Source organism: Levilactobacillus sp. HBUAS70063, from assembly GCF_038374745.1.
Lineage (GTDB): Bacteria > Bacillota > Bacilli > Lactobacillales > Lactobacillaceae > Levilactobacillus.
This window is the reverse complement of record NZ_JBANSM010000001.1, coordinates 87,199-101,668: the sequence shown is the minus strand read 5'-3', so window position 1 is coordinate 101,668 and position 14,470 is coordinate 87,199. Positions and strand designations below refer to the sequence as shown.

At 52.9% G+C, this 14,470-nt stretch carries 18 protein-coding genes and 1 other annotated feature; all 18 genes read right to left on the bottom strand.

Annotated elements, in window-relative coordinates:
- Positions 1-128 precede the first annotated feature (128 nt).
- A complete protein-coding gene (gene recN, locus V8I28_RS00595; RefSeq protein WP_341778192.1) occupies positions 129-1,850 on the bottom strand; it encodes a DNA repair protein RecN in 1,722 nt (573 codons plus the stop codon).
- Positions 1,851-1,991: 141 nt separating this feature from the next.
- Positions 1,992-2,447, bottom strand: a complete 456-nt coding sequence (locus tag V8I28_RS00590; RefSeq protein ID WP_341778191.1) for an arginine repressor — start codon at positions 2,445-2,447, stop codon at positions 1,992-1,994.
- 95 nt (positions 2,448-2,542) lie between these two features.
- Complete coding sequence (locus tag V8I28_RS00585) at positions 2,543-3,358, bottom strand: TlyA family RNA methyltransferase (protein WP_341778190.1); 816 nt, start codon at positions 3,356-3,358, stop codon at positions 2,543-2,545.
- Complete coding sequence (locus V8I28_RS00580) at positions 3,355-4,260, bottom strand: polyprenyl synthetase family protein (protein ID WP_341778189.1); 906 nt, start codon at positions 4,258-4,260, stop codon at positions 3,355-3,357. The genes V8I28_RS00585 and V8I28_RS00580 overlap by 4 nt, the downstream gene beginning before the upstream one ends.
- Complete coding sequence (locus V8I28_RS00575; protein ID WP_341778188.1) at positions 4,250-4,498, bottom strand: exodeoxyribonuclease VII small subunit; 249 nt, start codon at positions 4,496-4,498, stop codon at positions 4,250-4,252. Before V8I28_RS00575 ends, V8I28_RS00580 begins: the two co-directional genes overlap by 11 nt.
- Positions 4,491-5,843: an exodeoxyribonuclease VII large subunit gene (gene xseA / locus V8I28_RS00570; protein ID WP_341778187.1), complete on the bottom strand. Its 1,353-nt coding sequence runs from the start codon at positions 5,841-5,843 to the stop codon at positions 4,491-4,493. Before xseA ends, V8I28_RS00575 begins: the two co-directional genes overlap by 8 nt.
- The gene (locus V8I28_RS00565; RefSeq protein WP_341778185.1) at positions 5,830-6,696 is read right to left on the bottom strand and encodes a bifunctional 5,10-methylenetetrahydrofolate dehydrogenase/5,10-methenyltetrahydrofolate cyclohydrolase; all 867 of its coding nucleotides are present in this window, start codon (positions 6,694-6,696) and stop codon (positions 5,830-5,832) included. Before V8I28_RS00565 ends, xseA begins: the two co-directional genes overlap by 14 nt.
- 236 nt (positions 6,697-6,932) lie before the next feature.
- The gene (gene nusB, locus V8I28_RS00560; RefSeq protein ID WP_341778184.1) at positions 6,933-7,364 is read right to left on the bottom strand and encodes a transcription antitermination factor NusB; all 432 of its coding nucleotides are present in this window, start codon (positions 7,362-7,364) and stop codon (positions 6,933-6,935) included.
- Positions 7,364-7,804, bottom strand: a complete 441-nt coding sequence (locus V8I28_RS00555; RefSeq protein WP_057735358.1) for an Asp23/Gls24 family envelope stress response protein — start codon at positions 7,802-7,804, stop codon at positions 7,364-7,366. The genes nusB and V8I28_RS00555 overlap by 1 nt, the downstream gene beginning before the upstream one ends.
- A gap of 36 nt (positions 7,805-7,840) precedes the next feature.
- Positions 7,841-8,401 (bottom strand): elongation factor P, encoded by a 561-nt coding sequence (efp, locus tag V8I28_RS00550; RefSeq protein WP_168899702.1) that lies wholly within the window; start codon positions 8,399-8,401, stop codon positions 7,841-7,843.
- A gap of 77 nt (positions 8,402-8,478) precedes the next feature.
- Complete coding sequence (locus V8I28_RS00545) at positions 8,479-9,543, bottom strand: M24 family metallopeptidase (protein WP_341778183.1); 1,065 nt, start codon at positions 9,541-9,543, stop codon at positions 8,479-8,481.
- Between the two features lie 236 nt (positions 9,544-9,779).
- On the bottom strand, positions 9,780-10,073 hold the full coding sequence (gene rpmA / locus V8I28_RS00540; protein ID WP_269801535.1) for a 50S ribosomal protein L27: 294 nt from the start codon (positions 10,071-10,073) through the stop codon (positions 9,780-9,782).
- A gap of 24 nt (positions 10,074-10,097) precedes the next feature.
- A complete protein-coding gene (locus tag V8I28_RS00535; protein WP_168899700.1) occupies positions 10,098-10,436 on the bottom strand; it encodes a ribosomal-processing cysteine protease Prp in 339 nt (112 codons plus the stop codon).
- A 27-nt stretch (positions 10,437-10,463) separates the two neighbouring features.
- Positions 10,464-10,772 carry a 50S ribosomal protein L21 gene (gene rplU / locus V8I28_RS00530; protein ID WP_011667708.1) on the bottom strand — a complete coding sequence of 103 codons (309 nt, stop codon included), beginning with the start codon at positions 10,770-10,772 and terminating at the stop codon, positions 10,464-10,466.
- 20 nt (positions 10,773-10,792) lie between these two features.
- Positions 10,793-10,872: a sequence feature (ribosomal protein L21 leader region), on the bottom strand.
- Between the two features lie 72 nt (positions 10,873-10,944).
- Positions 10,945-11,520, bottom strand: a complete 576-nt coding sequence (locus tag V8I28_RS00525; protein WP_341778615.1) for a TetR/AcrR family transcriptional regulator — start codon at positions 11,518-11,520, stop codon at positions 10,945-10,947.
- Positions 11,521-11,868: 348 nt separating this feature from the next.
- Entirely contained in the window at positions 11,869-12,411 is a 543-nt protein-coding gene (locus V8I28_RS00520) for a dUTP diphosphatase (RefSeq protein ID WP_341778178.1), read from the bottom strand.
- A 12-nt stretch (positions 12,412-12,423) separates the two neighbouring features.
- Positions 12,424-13,365 (bottom strand): hypothetical protein, encoded by a 942-nt coding sequence (locus V8I28_RS00515; RefSeq protein ID WP_341778177.1) that lies wholly within the window; start codon positions 13,363-13,365, stop codon positions 12,424-12,426.
- The gene (locus V8I28_RS00510) at positions 13,358-14,236 is read right to left on the bottom strand and encodes an exonuclease SbcC (protein WP_341778176.1); all 879 of its coding nucleotides are present in this window, start codon (positions 14,234-14,236) and stop codon (positions 13,358-13,360) included. Before V8I28_RS00510 ends, V8I28_RS00515 begins: the two co-directional genes overlap by 8 nt.
- Positions 14,237-14,470 lie beyond the last annotated feature (234 nt).

Here is a 14,470-nt window from a genome sequence, read left to right as displayed (position 1 = left end):
ATTTGTTTATTGACTTAATTATAGTCTAACTCTGCGGTTAATTTAAGGGTTAATTTATATGTCCACTAAACTAATTCGTTGCCAATATTAAAGGCGATTACCAATCGCTTAATAACCGCCTGATTAAATCATGATTTATTTTGGCTGGAAGCGTGAGCCGCCTTGGCTTCATCGGCTAATTTTAATAGCTCATGAGCGTGTTCCAACGCCAGCTTCGTGACCTGAGTTCCGGCCGACATCCGTGCGAGTTCATCCACTCGGCTACTTTCGTCTAAACGGGTTAACGAGGTCTCCGTGCGATCGGCAACCACCCGCTTGGCAATGAAATAATGGTGGTCCGCCATGGCCGCGACCTGCGGTAAATGCGTGATACACAGGACCTGCGAGGCCTGCGCAATCCCACTGATCTTTTCGGCGATGGCCTGAGCCACCCGGCCGCTAACCCCGGTATCCACCTCATCAAAGATGATTGAGGTAATCCCCTGCGATTCGGAGAAGATGGTCTTTAGGGCCAGCATGATCCGCGACAATTCCCCACCGGACGCAATCTTAGCCAGCGGGCGCATGGCCTCACCGGGATTGGTTCGCAGGTAGAACTCCACGTGATCGAGCCCCGTACTCATCAGTGTCTGGGACTTCGCCCGGGTAAAATGCACCGCAAAGACGGTCTTATCCATGTACAAATCGGCCAATTCACCGTGAATGGCCTTTTCCAGCCGTTTAGCGGCCTGCTGGCGGGCCTTGCTGAGCTTTTCGGCCAGCTTCAGCAGGTCCGACTCCTGGCTGGCCACCCGGTCCTCCAGGTCATCGGCCGTCTCATCGGTCGCCTGCATCTGCTTTAACTCCGCGGCAATCTTATCGTAGTAACTTAAAACCTGTTCCTCGGAGTCGCCGTATTTCCGCTTGAGCTGATTGATCACGTCCAAGCGGCGTTCAATCTCGTCTAGTCGGCCCTCATCCCACTCGAGTAGGTCCAGCTGAGACGACACATCCCCCACCGCGTCGCTCAGCGCGTAGTAGGCCGTCTCCAAGCTCGACGCAATCTGCTTAAAGGCCGGGTCGAAGTCGGCAATCGCCTGCATAGCCTGCATGGCACTGCCAATCTGGTCGTTGGCCCCGGCGCTGGTCTCTTCGCCGGTCAGAATGGCCTGGGTCTGTTGCAAGGCGTCGTTAATTTTCTGGAAATTATCCAGCCGATCGCGCTCCGCTACGAGTTCATCTTCTTCACCGGCACGCAGCTGGGCCGTTTCAATCTCGTCTACCTGGAATTTCAGCATGTCGAGGTGTTGGGCCCATTCCTTTTCGTTGGCCCGTCGGCTCTCCAGGGTCGCCTTCAACTGCGTGTAGGCGGCATATTTCTGCGTATAGCTGGCCGACAGCTGGGCGACCTTTTGGCCCGCAAACTCATCGAGCATCCCCAGGTGCTTCTCCGGTTGCATGAGCTCCTGATGCTCGTTTTGCCCGTGAATGTCCACGGCCGTCTCACCAATCCGCTTGAGGGTGCTGGTATTGACCAGCATGCCGTTGACCCGACAGGTGTTGCGACCGTTGGCGTGAATCTCACGCTGAAGAATCACGCTACCATCGTCGTGGTCAATTCCCAGGTCATCGAGTACCCGGTAGGTGGTTCCGCCGGCCGGAAAGACGAAGCTCCCTTGGATGATGGCCTTGTCCATCCCGGTCCGCACAAAGTTGGCCGACCCCCGACCACCGGCTAGTAGCCCCACGGCATCAATAATAATCGACTTCCCGGCCCCGGTTTCCCCGGTCAAGACCGTCATGCCATTTTTAAAGGCAACATCCAACTGGTCAATAATGGCAAAATTTTTAATCGACAGCTCCTGTAACACGTTCTGGCCTCCCAAATCTGACGCGATTTTATTCGTTTTCGTTATCTTTATACGTCCACGTTGAATAATCACAAGTCGTGAGCGTAAAACGACCACAGCTCCTTCGTCAGCACTGCGCTGGTCGGTCAGTCGTGGTCGGTTCTAATCCGCAATCATGCGGTTAATCGTCTCTTCTAATTGTAAGGCACCCTTGTGGGAAACACAAACGGTTAACACGGAGCTATCGTCGCCAACCGTGCCAAACACGAACTCGTAACGCATCTGATCCAGCAGTGACGCAATCACTGGACCGTTACCCGGCAACACTTTCAGGATGGTAAATTCCCCCTGAACGGCGAAGGAAACGTACGCGTTTTGTAAGGTTCGTTGTAATTTCTTCTGGGTGTCAATTTTCTTTTGAACTGGCAGGCTGTATCGGTATCCGCCAGATTCAGCCGGCAACTTCACCAGCTGCATCTCTTTAATATCCCGTGAAATCGTCGCCTGAGTGACGTGAATCCCATCCGCCTCAAGAAGATGAACAAAATCCTCCTGACGTTCAATTTCACGTGACGTTAATAGACGTTTAAGCAGTTGCTGGCGTTCTTGCTTCTTCATACTTGGCCCCCTCTTTCTCTGATAAAAAATGCATAATCTTATCATATACCAGACCTAAGTATTTGGAAAGCAAATTCTCATAATTTTCTCATAAACTAGTGATTCAGGCCCTCATAGGCGGCATCAATCGTCCGGTCAACGGAAACTGAACTTGCACAAACTGCATTTTTATCAACCGATCGTAAATGAACCAGGAACTCAATATTCCCTTCGCCACCCTTAATCGGCGAGAAATCCAGACCGAGCACGCTGAAGCCGGTAGCCACCGCAAAGTCAATAATCTGCTGCACCACTGCCGTATGCACCGCGCGATCCCGCACAATACCGTGGCGACCCACATCCGCGCGATCCGCCTCAAACTGCGGCTTAATCAACGCTACGACATCCCCACCAACGGCCAAAATGTCCTTTAGTGGCGGCAAAATCATTTTCAGCGAAATGAAGGAAACGTCAATCGAACTAAACGTCGGTTGCCCCCTGGTAAAGTCGGCTAACTTACTGTAGCGGAAGTTCGTGTGTTCCATGACCACCACGCGCGGGTCCTGCCGCAGCTTCCAGACCAGCTGGTTGCTGCCCACGTCTAGGGCGTAGCTCAGCTTGGCGCCGTGCTGGAGCATCACGTCGGTAAAGCCCCCGGTGGACGAGCCAATGTCCAAAACCACCCGGTCGGTCACGTCAATGCCAAACGCCTCGAGGGCCTTGGCCAGCTTAAACCCACCCCGCGACACGTAGGGCAGTGGGTGTCCCTTAAGGTGTAGCTCCGTGTCCGCCGGAATCAAAGAACCCGGCTTGTCCAAGCGTTCTTCGTTGGTTCCCAGGATTTCTCCGGCCATCACCGCACGCTTCGCCTCGTCTAACGAGGTAAAGACGCCCTGTTCCACTAATAAATCCGCAACCCGTTTCTTTTTCATGGTTTCACCCGTTTCGTGTCAAAATAACTGAAGAAGGCCGCCAACAGCTCGCGACCATCACCGGCCGGTAACTGCGCCAGCGCGTCCTTACCGGTCCGAATCGTGGCGATCAACGCTTGATTGGCTCCCTCAAGGCCGAGCTTGCCGGGATAGGTATTCTTCGCCTCGCCAGCATCCTTTTGGGTAGCCTTTCCCAATTCTGCCGCCGTGCCAACCACGTCTAGGATATCATCGTAAATCTGAAAGGCCAGCCCGAAGGCATCGGCAAACGCTAGGTAAGGCGCGCGCTGGTCTTGAGGGACCGCTCCCAGAATCAGGCCCGCCTGAACGGCGTAGTGGAGCAAGGCCCCGGTCTTCTCGCGATGGAGCACCCGCAACCGATCGAGCGGTAGGTCAACGTGTTCGGACTGGATATCCTTGGCCTGACCCGCTACCATCCCACCAGGACCGGCCGCAACGGCCAGAGCCTGAACGAGTTGAGCCTGAGTGGTCGCCGGCAGGTTCGTGGCCGTGAGCCACTGAAAGGCCAACGTCAACAGGCCGTCGCCGGCCAGCGTGGCCATCCCCGCGCCGAATTTCACGTGGTTGGTCGGTTCGCCGCGCCGCAAGTCATCGTTATCCATGGCGGGTAAATCGTCATGAATCAGCGAATACGTATGGAGTAGTTCCAGGGCCATCACCGGCCGCCAATGCCGGGCATCGTCGAAAGTCTGTCCCACCGCCTGCAAGGTGGCCACCGTCAGGAGCGGTCGCAGCCGCTTACCCCCGGCCAGGACGGAGTACGCCATGGCTTCGGCCAACCGGTCATCGCCGGTGTCTTGCGCAATGGCCGCTTGAAGCGGGGCATTTAACCGTGGCACCCAAGTCGTCTCAAATTCTGTTAGCCGTGTCTCAATCGGCATCACCCGTGCCCCCTTGTGGCGTCTCGAAAGCTTGTTCCTGATCGTTATCGTCCATCATGGTCGCCAGCGTTTTTTCGGCGCCCTGCAGAGTCGTCTGCAGGTCCTTACTCAAGGCAACGCCCTTCTGAAATTGGGAGAGGGCTTGTTCCAACGGAATGTCACCCTGTTCCAACTGCGCCACGATGTTTTCTAAAGTTGTTAAGTTCTCTTCAAAAGTTGGTTTTTGTTCTTCACTCATGCTGATCCTCCGATGCTGGTTGAATGTCTACAATCTCTGCGGTGGCCGTCCCATCGCTCAAATGAATCGTGGCGTTGCCGGTCTTCAAATCACCGGTCTGCCGCACCACGTGATCGTCTTGGGTCACGTAGCTATAGCCGCGACTCATAATCTTCAGGGGACTTAAATAATCCAAACCACTGATTAATTTACCCACGTGCTCCTGCCGATCTTCCAGATACCGCTGGGCTTCCGTCCGCAAACGTGCCGTCAGCTGGTCCACCGTGGTCCGGTCGCGTTGCACGCGAGCCAACGGATTTCGGCTTCGCAGGCCCTGTTCGGCCAACTGATACCGTTGCCGATTCTGGCGTAATTGCTGCTGCATGTTGCGCGCCAAGCCTTGTTGGGCGTGGTCGAGGCGTTGCACGTAGGTTTCGTACAAACGCTGCGGCTGACGGAAGACGTAGGCCGCCATTAATTTATTTAAACGTTCCTGTTGGAAATGAATCCGGTTGGTCATGGCATTAAAGAGCCGCGTCCGCTGCTGCTGAAGCTTCAAGACTTCATCGGTCAACACCGGGACGGCCAATTCGGCCGCCGCCGTGGGCGTAGCGGCCCGCACGTCGGCTACCAAATCGGCGATAGTCGTATCCGTCTCGTGGCCCACCGAGGAAATAATCGGAATACGACTGGCCGCAATAGCCCGCGCGACACTCTCCTCGTTAAACGGCCAGAGGTCTTCAATCGAGCCCCCACCCCGACCAATGATCAGGGTATCGTAGGTTCCGGCCGCGTTGACCCGTTCCAGTTGGCGAACCAGGTCGGGCGCCGCGCCATCTCCTTGGACCACCGCGGGATACAGGACAATCTGGGCGATGGGATACCGCCGGCGCGTGGTCGTGATGATGTCCCGAATGACGGCCCCACTGGGACTGGTAATCACCGCAATCCGCTTGGGAAAGCGGGGCAAGGGCCGTTTGGGCGCTGAGAAGAGACCCTCATCGGCTAATTTTTTCTTCAATTGCTCGTAGGCCTGATAGAGCTGGCCGATGCCGTCCGGTTCCATGCGCTCCACGTAAATCTGATACTGTCCCGTGGGCTCATACAGCGAAATCCGCCCGGTGACCAGCACCTTCATCCCGGTTTCCGGCGTGAATTTCAACTTCTCGAAGGCCGACCGAAACATGATGGCACTGATCTTGGCGTGGTCATCCTTGAGACTAAAGTATTGGTGGGCGTGTGGCCGCAGGCGAAAGTTCGAGATTTCACCCGTCAGATACACCTTGCCCAGGTAAGGATCCACATCGAATTTACGCTTCAAATACTGGGTCAGCGCCGTAACCGTTAAGTAATCAGTTGCTGCCAAGTTGCTCACTCCACTCACATAAATCTACCGTCTGCTGCATTAACGTGGCAATCGTCATGGGGCCGACTCCCCCGGGCACCGGCGTAATGGCCCCGGCGCGGTCGACGGCGGCATCGAAGTCGACATCGCCCGTTAACTTACCCTGTTCATCGCGGTCCATCCCCACGTCAATGACGATGGCGCCACGTTTAATAGCGTTGCCTTTAATCAAATGCGTGACGCCCGTGGCGACCACTAAGACGTCGGCCGTACGGGTCAGTTCGCTCAAATGCTTGGTATGCACATGGGCCACCGTGACCGTCATATCGGCGTTCAGCAGCATGGCCGCCATGGGCCGACCGACAATCATGCTCCGACCGACCACGACGGCTTGTTTACCGCGCAGGTGTTCATTCAGGGTGCCCAGCATGGTCATGATACCGCGGGGCGTACACGAAACGGGATAATGGCCGGGCAAATTAGCCAGTAACCGCCCCACGTTCAGCGGGTGAAAGCCATCCACGTCCTTGGCCGGGTCAATGGCCGCCACTACGGCCTGTTCGTCCAAACCCACGGGTAGTGGCGACTGAACCAGAATCCCGTGAATGGTGGCATCGTGGTTGTACTGGTCAACGATGGCGAGCAGTTCCGCCTGACTGATGGAAGCCGGCAACTCCCGCACGACGGACTTGATACCTAATTTAACGGCCTTGCGGTGCTTGTTCCGCACGTAAATAGCGCTGGCCGGATCATCGCCCACGATAATCACGGCGAGGCCGGGAACGACCCCCTGTTTCGCTAACGCCGCTACCCGTTGCTGGGTCTGTGCGTTGAGGTCCTTTGCGATCTGTTTACCGTCGATGATGATTGCCATTGCAACTCGTCCTCCCCATAAAATTCAAGTTACTTTCCATTTTAGCATACCTCTTCTGAAAACGGGCAAGGTATCCGTTCCCATAACAAAAACTATACTTCCGCGGACGACACCGCCTCGTGCTGGTCTTGGCGAACAACCCCCTAACCGCCAGATCCCGCCAATTCACCGTGACCCGCCTCCAAAAATCCGTAAACAAAAGACCGACCACCCTTCCGGCAATCGGTCCTCTCTAGTTAAGCTTGTGAATCCGCGGAGTCGCCGTCCAACGTATGGGCCAGCACACCGTTAATAAACCGCCGTGAACGGTCATCGCTGAAGTTCTTGGCTAATTCCAAGGCTTCGTTGACGGCCACCCGGTTCGGCACTTCTTCCACGTGCTCGATTTCAAAGAAAGCCATGCGCATAATGACCAGATCGGTCTTCGCGATTCGCTTTAATTGCCAACCAGTACTCAAATACTGGTCGATCTGCGCGTCCAGCTCGGCTTGGTTGGCCAAGACGCCCTGAACTAAAGTCGTCAGATAAGCGGGTACAGGAACGGTTTGGTTCGGGTCATCGGTCAAGACGCGTTGGTATAACGCCTCTTGATCGGCTTCAGGATTGGCATTCAATGCAAACAACATTTGAAATGCGCGTTCCCGAATCTGATGTCGTGTAAGTGTCACTATTGGTCACTGTCTCCTTCATCGGTCTGGTTAAACAGGTTGTCTGGATCCACCTGTTGCGCCGTCTTTTCGGGAATGACGCCTTCCACGTGAACGTTGACTTCACGTAAATCGAGGTCGGTCATGAACAGCAATTGTTGCTTCACGCTATCCTGAATGGCCAAGGCAACCTTGGGAACCGCTACCCCGTAATTCAAGTAAACGTAAACATCAACTGCTAATTCGTCGCCGTCAAACACGAGCTTAACGCCCTTACCGTGTTGTTCCTTGCGACCCAAAAGCTCCGTGACGCTGTTTGCCAATGAACCACGCATCCGCGCAACGCCCTCAGTTTGGCTAGCCGCAATGCCGACGATGATTTCGAGGACTTGTGGCGCCACTTCAATCTTGCCCAGTGCGGGTTCCTTTGATTCTAAAATGATATTAGTATCTTCTGCCATTCGTTGACCCTCCCTTACTGTTTAAACGTTTAAAACTTAGGCACGAGAAATGTAAGTTCCATCGGTCGTGTTGATGGAGAGCTTGTCGCCTTCGTTAACGAAGAATGGCACCTGAACAACGAGTCCCGTGTTCATGGTTGCTGGCTTGGAACCACCGGAAGCGGTGTTCCCCTTGATACCAGGTTCAGTCGCCGTTACCTCTAAGACTACGGTGTTCGGAACTTCAATCCCCAGAACTTCGTTACCAAATTGAACCAAGTCAACATTCATGTTTTCTTGCAAGTAAGGTAATTGGTCCTTGATTTGTTCGTCGGGCACTTCGATTTGTTCGAAGTTGTCGGTGTCCATGAAGACCCGGTTGTCGGCATCTTCGTACAGGTATTGCATGGAACGCGTTTGGATGTCGGCACGTTCCATCTTAGCACCGGCACGGAAAGTCTTTTCTTGAACGGCACCGGTCCGTAAGTTCTTCAGCTTTGAACGGACGAATGCGCCACCCTTACCTGGCTTAACGTGTTGGAATTCAATAATCCGCCAGATTGCGTGATCGACTTCAATTGTTAAACCGTTTTTAAAATCAGCAGTAGAAATTGCCATAATGTGTTCAGCCTCCTAAAATATGTCCTCTTTATAATATCAATTCTTACCCATAAAAAGCAAGATGAGCGTGTGACTTACAGAATAATTAAATTCCGAGGCGCGGTAGTCAGCGTCTCGTGACCGGTTGGGGTAACTAACAAATCGTCTTCGATTCGCAGTCCCCCCTCGCCAGCAAAGTAGACACCGGGTTCCACCGTGATCACCTCGTTAGCGGTCATCACGTCCGGCCAGCCACGACCGATGTTGGGTCCCTCATGGATATCTAGTCCAATCCCGTGACCGGTACCGTGGATGAAGGCTTCCCCCATCCCCTGTTCGGTCAGGTAATCGCGACCAATGCGATCCAGTTCGCCACCCGTGACGCCGGGCTTAACGGCGGCCATGATCTTTTCTTGCGTGGTCTGAACGGCTTGGTACGCCGCCTTCAGGTGATTGCCAGGATCGCCCAAGGCCACGGTTCGCGTCACGTCGGACGTGTACCCGTCCACGTAGAACCCGCAGTCAATCGTGACCATCTCATGAGCGGCTAAGGGTTTATCACTCGCCGACCCGTGCGGCCAAGCGGACCGTGGCCCACTGGCGACGATGGTGTCAAAGCTGGTCCCGGTCGCGCCGTGGTCGACCATCCACCGTTCCAGCCAGTGAGCGGCCTGCCGTTCGGTCAGCCCCACGTGGAGTTGATCAAAGAGCGCGGTGACACCTTGGCTGGTCAGGGCGGTTGCCCGCCGGATAGCCGCAATCTCGGCCGGTTCCTTGATCTGCCGCAGCGCATCGACCACACCGGTCAGCGGCACGATATCCGTCCATAAATGCTCATCTAACCACTGGTACTCGCCCAAGGATAAACTATCCTCGATTCCCAGTACGGTGGCCCCTACGGCCTGTAAATGGTCGTTAGCCGCCTGCAAGTAATCCCGGGTGATTGCCAAGGGCATCTCCGGAATGGTCTGCTTAAGCTCCGTTTGGTACCGAGCATCCGTGATAAACACGGCGTCCTTGGCCGTCACCAGTAGGTACCCGTCGCCACTCTCGACACTAGCCCCAGCCAGATACTGCTGATTGCTTGCGCTAGACACCAGAAAACTATCGATACTTAAGCGATCAAATTGTGCCTGTAACCGTTCGATTCTAGTCGTCATAAACCCAGCCCCTTTGCCAAAATAGAGATGAATTGATTGTTGTGCCAATCCTAGTCGATTGGCTTAACTTCTCCCAACGCATTTGCCGACCACCGAAGCAACACCACGATGGCTCACAGATATGTAACGCCCCACGGTGACCCTGATTGGCGGTAACCCTTAGAGAGAAGAAAGAAGAGCTCAAAGCGAATTGGTCTCGCCTCAAGCTCTTCAGTCGTTACGAGGAAAACCTCGTGTTATTTAGCTGCTTCTTCTGCAACTGGGTATACGGATACTTGACGCTTGTCACGGCCCAGACGTTCGAATTTAACGACGCCAGCAACCTTAGCAAACAACGTATCGTCACCACCGCGGCCTACGTTTAAGCCAGGGTAGATGTGCGTCCCACGTTGACGGTAAAGGATAGAACCACCGGTAACAGTAGAACCGTCAGCAGCCTTCGTCCCAAGACGACGACCAGCAGAGTCACGACCGTTAGCAGTAGACCCACCACCTTTATGGTGAGAGAAGAATTGTAAGTTCATGTTCATCAGCATAAGTTTCACCTCCGCAAATTAGTCTTTGGTTTCTGCGAATTTAACAAAATCCGCGTAATTTGTGGCGACATCTCTTAACCCATCCTCAAAACTCTGGAGGAGCGTTTGTCCCTTAAGTTCAGCCGTTGCTTCCAGCTTTGGTGGGAGGTGGACTTCCAGAAAGCCACCTTCCTGATCGCGGTTGTCAACCTGCACCGGAATCTCAGCGATTCGTTGCAGACTATTGACAGTCGTAATCGCAAGCACCGAGACTGCAGCACAAACGATGTCTTGACCATACTCACCTGAGTCAGCGTGGCCAGTGATTTGGAATGAATCGATTCGGTTAGTTCCGTGATGGAACGTCGCGTGAATCATCGAGATCGCCTCTCTTAATCTTTAGGTTTAAGCGTTGATAGCATCAACGACAACCTTCGTGTATGGTTGACGGTGACCCTTCTTCGTATGTTGGCCTTTCTTGGCCTTGTACTTGAAAGTAACAACCTTCTTTTCCAGACCCTGCTTTTCAACAGTTCCAGTAACAGTTGCACCTGCAACAGTTGGTGTCCCAATCTTAGGCGTGTCGCCACCGACAAAGACAACTTGGTCAAAAGTAACCTTTTCACCAGCTTCAACGTTCAACTTTTCGACATAAACAGCTTGGCCTGCTTCGACCTTGTACTGCTTGCCGCCAGTTACGATAATTGCGTACATGTATGTGCACCTCCTTATATTGTTAGACTTAGACTCGCCGAAAACAAGTGCTCCGCAAGCGGAAAACTTAATGACTCGTCCCGAGCGGTTGCAGCTGTGGAAGTCCACAAATACAACATGAAAATTATACTTGATGGGCTATCTCACGTCAAGCTTTATTTTCAATTGACCGTTAGCGATTGAGATTTGTGGTCAAAAACCACTGACTCAGGCGCGTGGCCTGTTGATCCGGTAATAGTTTGGCGAAGCTACGGCCCAGGTGCTCATAACCAAAGCGCCGGTCGTCCGCCAGCCACTGCATGATCATCCCCATGAAGGCCGAGGCCAGATAGCTCGCTGGAATCTCATTTTCCGTCATGTGAAAGTTCTCCTGATCGCCCTCAAAGCTCATGCCAAAGCGATAAAGCTTTTGAATCAGCGTATCTAGAAGTGTCTTGCGAAATTGCGGAAATTGCGTATCAAATAAGGTTGTGAGGATTTGATGATGCTGGTCGGCAAATTGAAGACCGGCGTTCAGGTCAAATCCCACCACGCGAACACGCCCGGTGGCCGACGCCTCATCGGCCACCGTGGTGATGGTTTCCGCGTGGGCAAACCATTCGGCGATGACCTGCTTTTCCGTTTGCAGTAGAAAATCGGCTTTATCTTGATAGTGTAAGTAAAAGGTGCCCCGTGTAATCTGAGCCGTCTTGGTTAAGGCCTGCACGGAAACTTCCTTTAGTTGGTGGTCCTCAAGTAAGGTACTCAGTGCTTGACGGAGTCGTTCGTTGGTTCGAATGACCCGTGGATCGATATGACTAATGGTAGTCTCCTCCCTCTTGTATCCGTTCTAAGTGTTCGTCGTTTGGCGACCCCATCGCTGATTCATCAGCGACAATTATTTACAGCCTATAACTTTTACGTCGGTGTCAATTATGCCTAGTGGCGCCAATTTTTAATTGACTAACCACCGACCAATTCCTAACAGTCCTTGCATTCTAACAGTCCTGTCTGCAAAATACCAGCCGGATTTCACGAATCGCCCCGAATGGCCCCTTAGCAATCAGCCTAAGCAAAAAGGACCGACGACAACGACGATCCCTCTCGATTGTATGCCTTAATAATCATTGGCCTGGCGATCCAGGTTAACCTGACGCTTGGCCTCATAGGCGGCTTGAATCTCATCTTGTTGGAAACCCAAGTCCACGAATCCCCACTTCAAGAAGAGCCGCCAAGCGTGGCGAAAGTCTTCTTGTCGGTGGTCAAAATCACTATTAAAGAGCATTCGTTTCAAAATTAAGTATTGTTGATCTAAATCCTTGGCTGGCCGGCTCTTCTCTAGACCAGTCAAGTCTTCTTCGGTCATCATAATCAGATGCGTCCACGTCTTCTTAGCGGCCACCAGGAAGAAGAAATCCATCGCATCGGTGTACTCCGTGAGCAAGGTCTGCCGGGGTGTTTGCCCCTCGTCGGCCTTGCCGCGATGTGTCTTCCACACTTTGAACCACTCAGACGTATTCGCCGTCTCTGCTAATTCCACGTCCAGTGCAACGTAGGCATTTTCAATCTGAACCTTACGGGGCAACTCGATGTCGCGGTCCCGCGTAATCTGTTCGTCCAATGCAATCGACTGCTGCACTAATTTTGCCAACTCTAACACCGACTGAACCTCCTAACCGAAGATGAGCGGATCTGACTTAATCTCCAGATCCGATAGATTTTCTAAGTACCAATCCCGCATGAACGGGTATTGCAAGAGCACATCGAACCAAGAAATCTTCTGCTCATCGTCATGAACCGTCAGAACCCATTCTGGTTGACCCTCTAATTGGTTGTTGAAAATATCGACGACCACGCCCTTATCGAGGGCAATCTCGGCGCCGTTGCCGTTAACCCCGTTCGTCAGCATGTAGTCGTTCTTCGCTGCCGCCACAAACAACCGGTCAACGATACCCGCCGGCAAGTCGGCCGCGCGAACCGCGTAGTTCTGCCGGTTGGCCGCGTCCAAGATGTTAAAGTCTACGGAATAACCGTAGTCTTCCTTGAGATAACGCGCGAAGTCGAGCAGAACTTGAACGGACGTCTTGACCGTTTCGGCCGGGACCGTATCGTGCAGGTCAATGATAAATAACTGCGTTAACGCATGGCTGTTGAACCGGAACATCTTCCGTTCCAGATTCAGGTAAAACAGCGACTGACCCGTAGCCCGTTCGCGGTAGAACACCCCACCGTTCTCGGAGGTCTCCACGCGGAAGTTAAACGTCCCCCGGTCGCCCAAGCTCGTCAGCTGCTGCGTTAATTCCTCGCGATGATCCCGCGATTGTAAGATTACCTGGCTTCCTTGATCGTGGAGTTCCAGCATCCGTGACATGAATAACAGGTAGTAATCGGCGTTGCTGTACTGGTGTGGGAAGGTCACGTAATCGGAGTCGAGCTTGAAGTCGGCCAATTGCGTGGCGGCATCGACCAATTCGTTGGGATCGGTCGTCCGGATGAGTTGGTCCATCAGCTTGGTAAAGGTCAACCCCGTCTGCAAGCCGTCCTTAATGGCTTCGTTATAGTTCAACAGACGGCCGCTGGTGGTTAGCGTGGATGGATCGTTTTCGTTAATCATCGACAGTCACCTCGCCCTCGCTCTTGCCTAATAGGCTGTTCAAGTAGTCGGCATACAAGCTGGCATTGTGCGCCTCGAAGTGTTCGAAGTCATCGAAGGCCTCACGAATGCTTTGCTTTTCATAATTTAAGATCGTGTCTTCCTTGGATAGGACCAAGATCTTATCGTCATTTTCCTTAATCAACTTGTGAGCGTTTAAGGCCTTTTCGTCCTCGTCCGCCAACTGAGTTAATTGGTCAATGATCTCTTGGCGTTCCGTCTTCACCTTACCGGATTCCCAAGGCATGCTGCTCTTGCCGCTGTTTTCCTTTAACTGTTCGCGCAACTGCGTCTTCTGATTGTCGCGCTTAGGTTGGGCGTTGACCAGTTCCTGGAGCTTTTCGCTTTCGGCAGAAATGGCTTCAATCTTAGACGTGTTGAGGCGTTGATTCTGGCTTTCCAGTGCGAAGGAATCGCGGAGCTTCTGGTATTCGGTCTTGTCGAATTCGAAGCGAACGTTGATGACGTCGAGGTCACCAAATAAACGCCGGTCCCACCAGTTACCAAAGTAGATGTGGAACATCCCCGTGGTAAATTCTTCGTAATAGAAAAACGGGTAGATGTGGCCTAAATAATCAATTAAATTGTCGCTTAAATAGTGGCTAATTTGGGGATGAATATTGTCGACCAATTCTGCTAAATGGTTCACAGACCGGTTTGTCCGGGTCTTCTTTACTTCTTGGTAATAGCGAACTTGATCAAGAAGTTCGTAGATTTTTCGGTCATCACCATGCTGAACCGCTGCCTGCATCGTGCTTAAGTAATCGAGTTTGTTGGCGATTACCTGCGTTAGGGCATCGGCCGCATTGGCTTGCTGTTCTTGATTTTCCATGGATTATCCCTCATTCTCATGTTCCCCAGCCTGTGCTGAAAACATTTGGTTATACGTTCATGTTACCAAAAAACGCCGCAGAATAAAGCAGTTTCCCCCAAATTTGCCGGAAAACAACGAAATTTTTAAAAAACTTGTACCGTTAGCTCCCCAACCGTGAGCTTTCCCTGTTCTGACTTGGCTAGCCACTCGTCGGTGAAGCTAGAGTTAGACGCCGTCCCGTTCGCCCAATTT

Coding starts and splice junctions, on each gene's coding strand:
- V8I28_RS00545 (WP_341778183.1), bottom strand. CDS start 9,543: ATGACGACTAGAATCGAACGGTTACAGGCACAATTTGATCGCTTAAGT.
- V8I28_RS00565 (WP_341778185.1), bottom strand. CDS start 6,696: ATGGCAATCATCATCGACGGTAAACAGATCGCAAAGGACCTCAACGCA.
- V8I28_RS00510 (WP_341778176.1), bottom strand. CDS start 14,236: ATGGAAAATCAAGAACAGCAAGCCAATGCGGCCGATGCCCTAACGCAG.
- V8I28_RS00555 (WP_057735358.1), bottom strand. CDS start 7,804: ATGGCAGAAGATACTAATATCATTTTAGAATCAAAGGAACCCGCACTG.
- rpmA (WP_269801535.1), bottom strand. CDS start 10,073: ATGAACATGAACTTACAATTCTTCTCTCACCATAAAGGTGGTGGGTCT.
- V8I28_RS00585 (WP_341778190.1), bottom strand. CDS start 3,358: ATGAAAAAGAAACGGGTTGCGGATTTATTAGTGGAACAGGGCGTCTTT.
- efp (WP_168899702.1), bottom strand. CDS start 8,401: ATGGCAATTTCTACTGCTGATTTTAAAAACGGTTTAACAATTGAAGTC.
- V8I28_RS00580 (WP_341778189.1), bottom strand. CDS start 4,260: ATGCCGATTGAGACACGGCTAACAGAATTTGAGACGACTTGGGTGCCA.
- V8I28_RS00535 (WP_168899700.1), bottom strand. CDS start 10,436: ATGATTCACGCGACGTTCCATCACGGAACTAACCGAATCGATTCATTC.
- V8I28_RS00515 (WP_341778177.1), bottom strand. CDS start 13,365: ATGATTAACGAAAACGATCCATCCACGCTAACCACCAGCGGCCGTCTG.
- V8I28_RS00575 (WP_341778188.1), bottom strand. CDS start 4,498: ATGAGTGAAGAACAAAAACCAACTTTTGAAGAGAACTTAACAACTTTA.
- V8I28_RS00590 (WP_341778191.1), bottom strand. CDS start 2,447: ATGAAGAAGCAAGAACGCCAGCAACTGCTTAAACGTCTATTAACGTCA.
- rplU (WP_011667708.1), bottom strand. CDS start 10,772: ATGTACGCAATTATCGTAACTGGCGGCAAGCAGTACAAGGTCGAAGCA.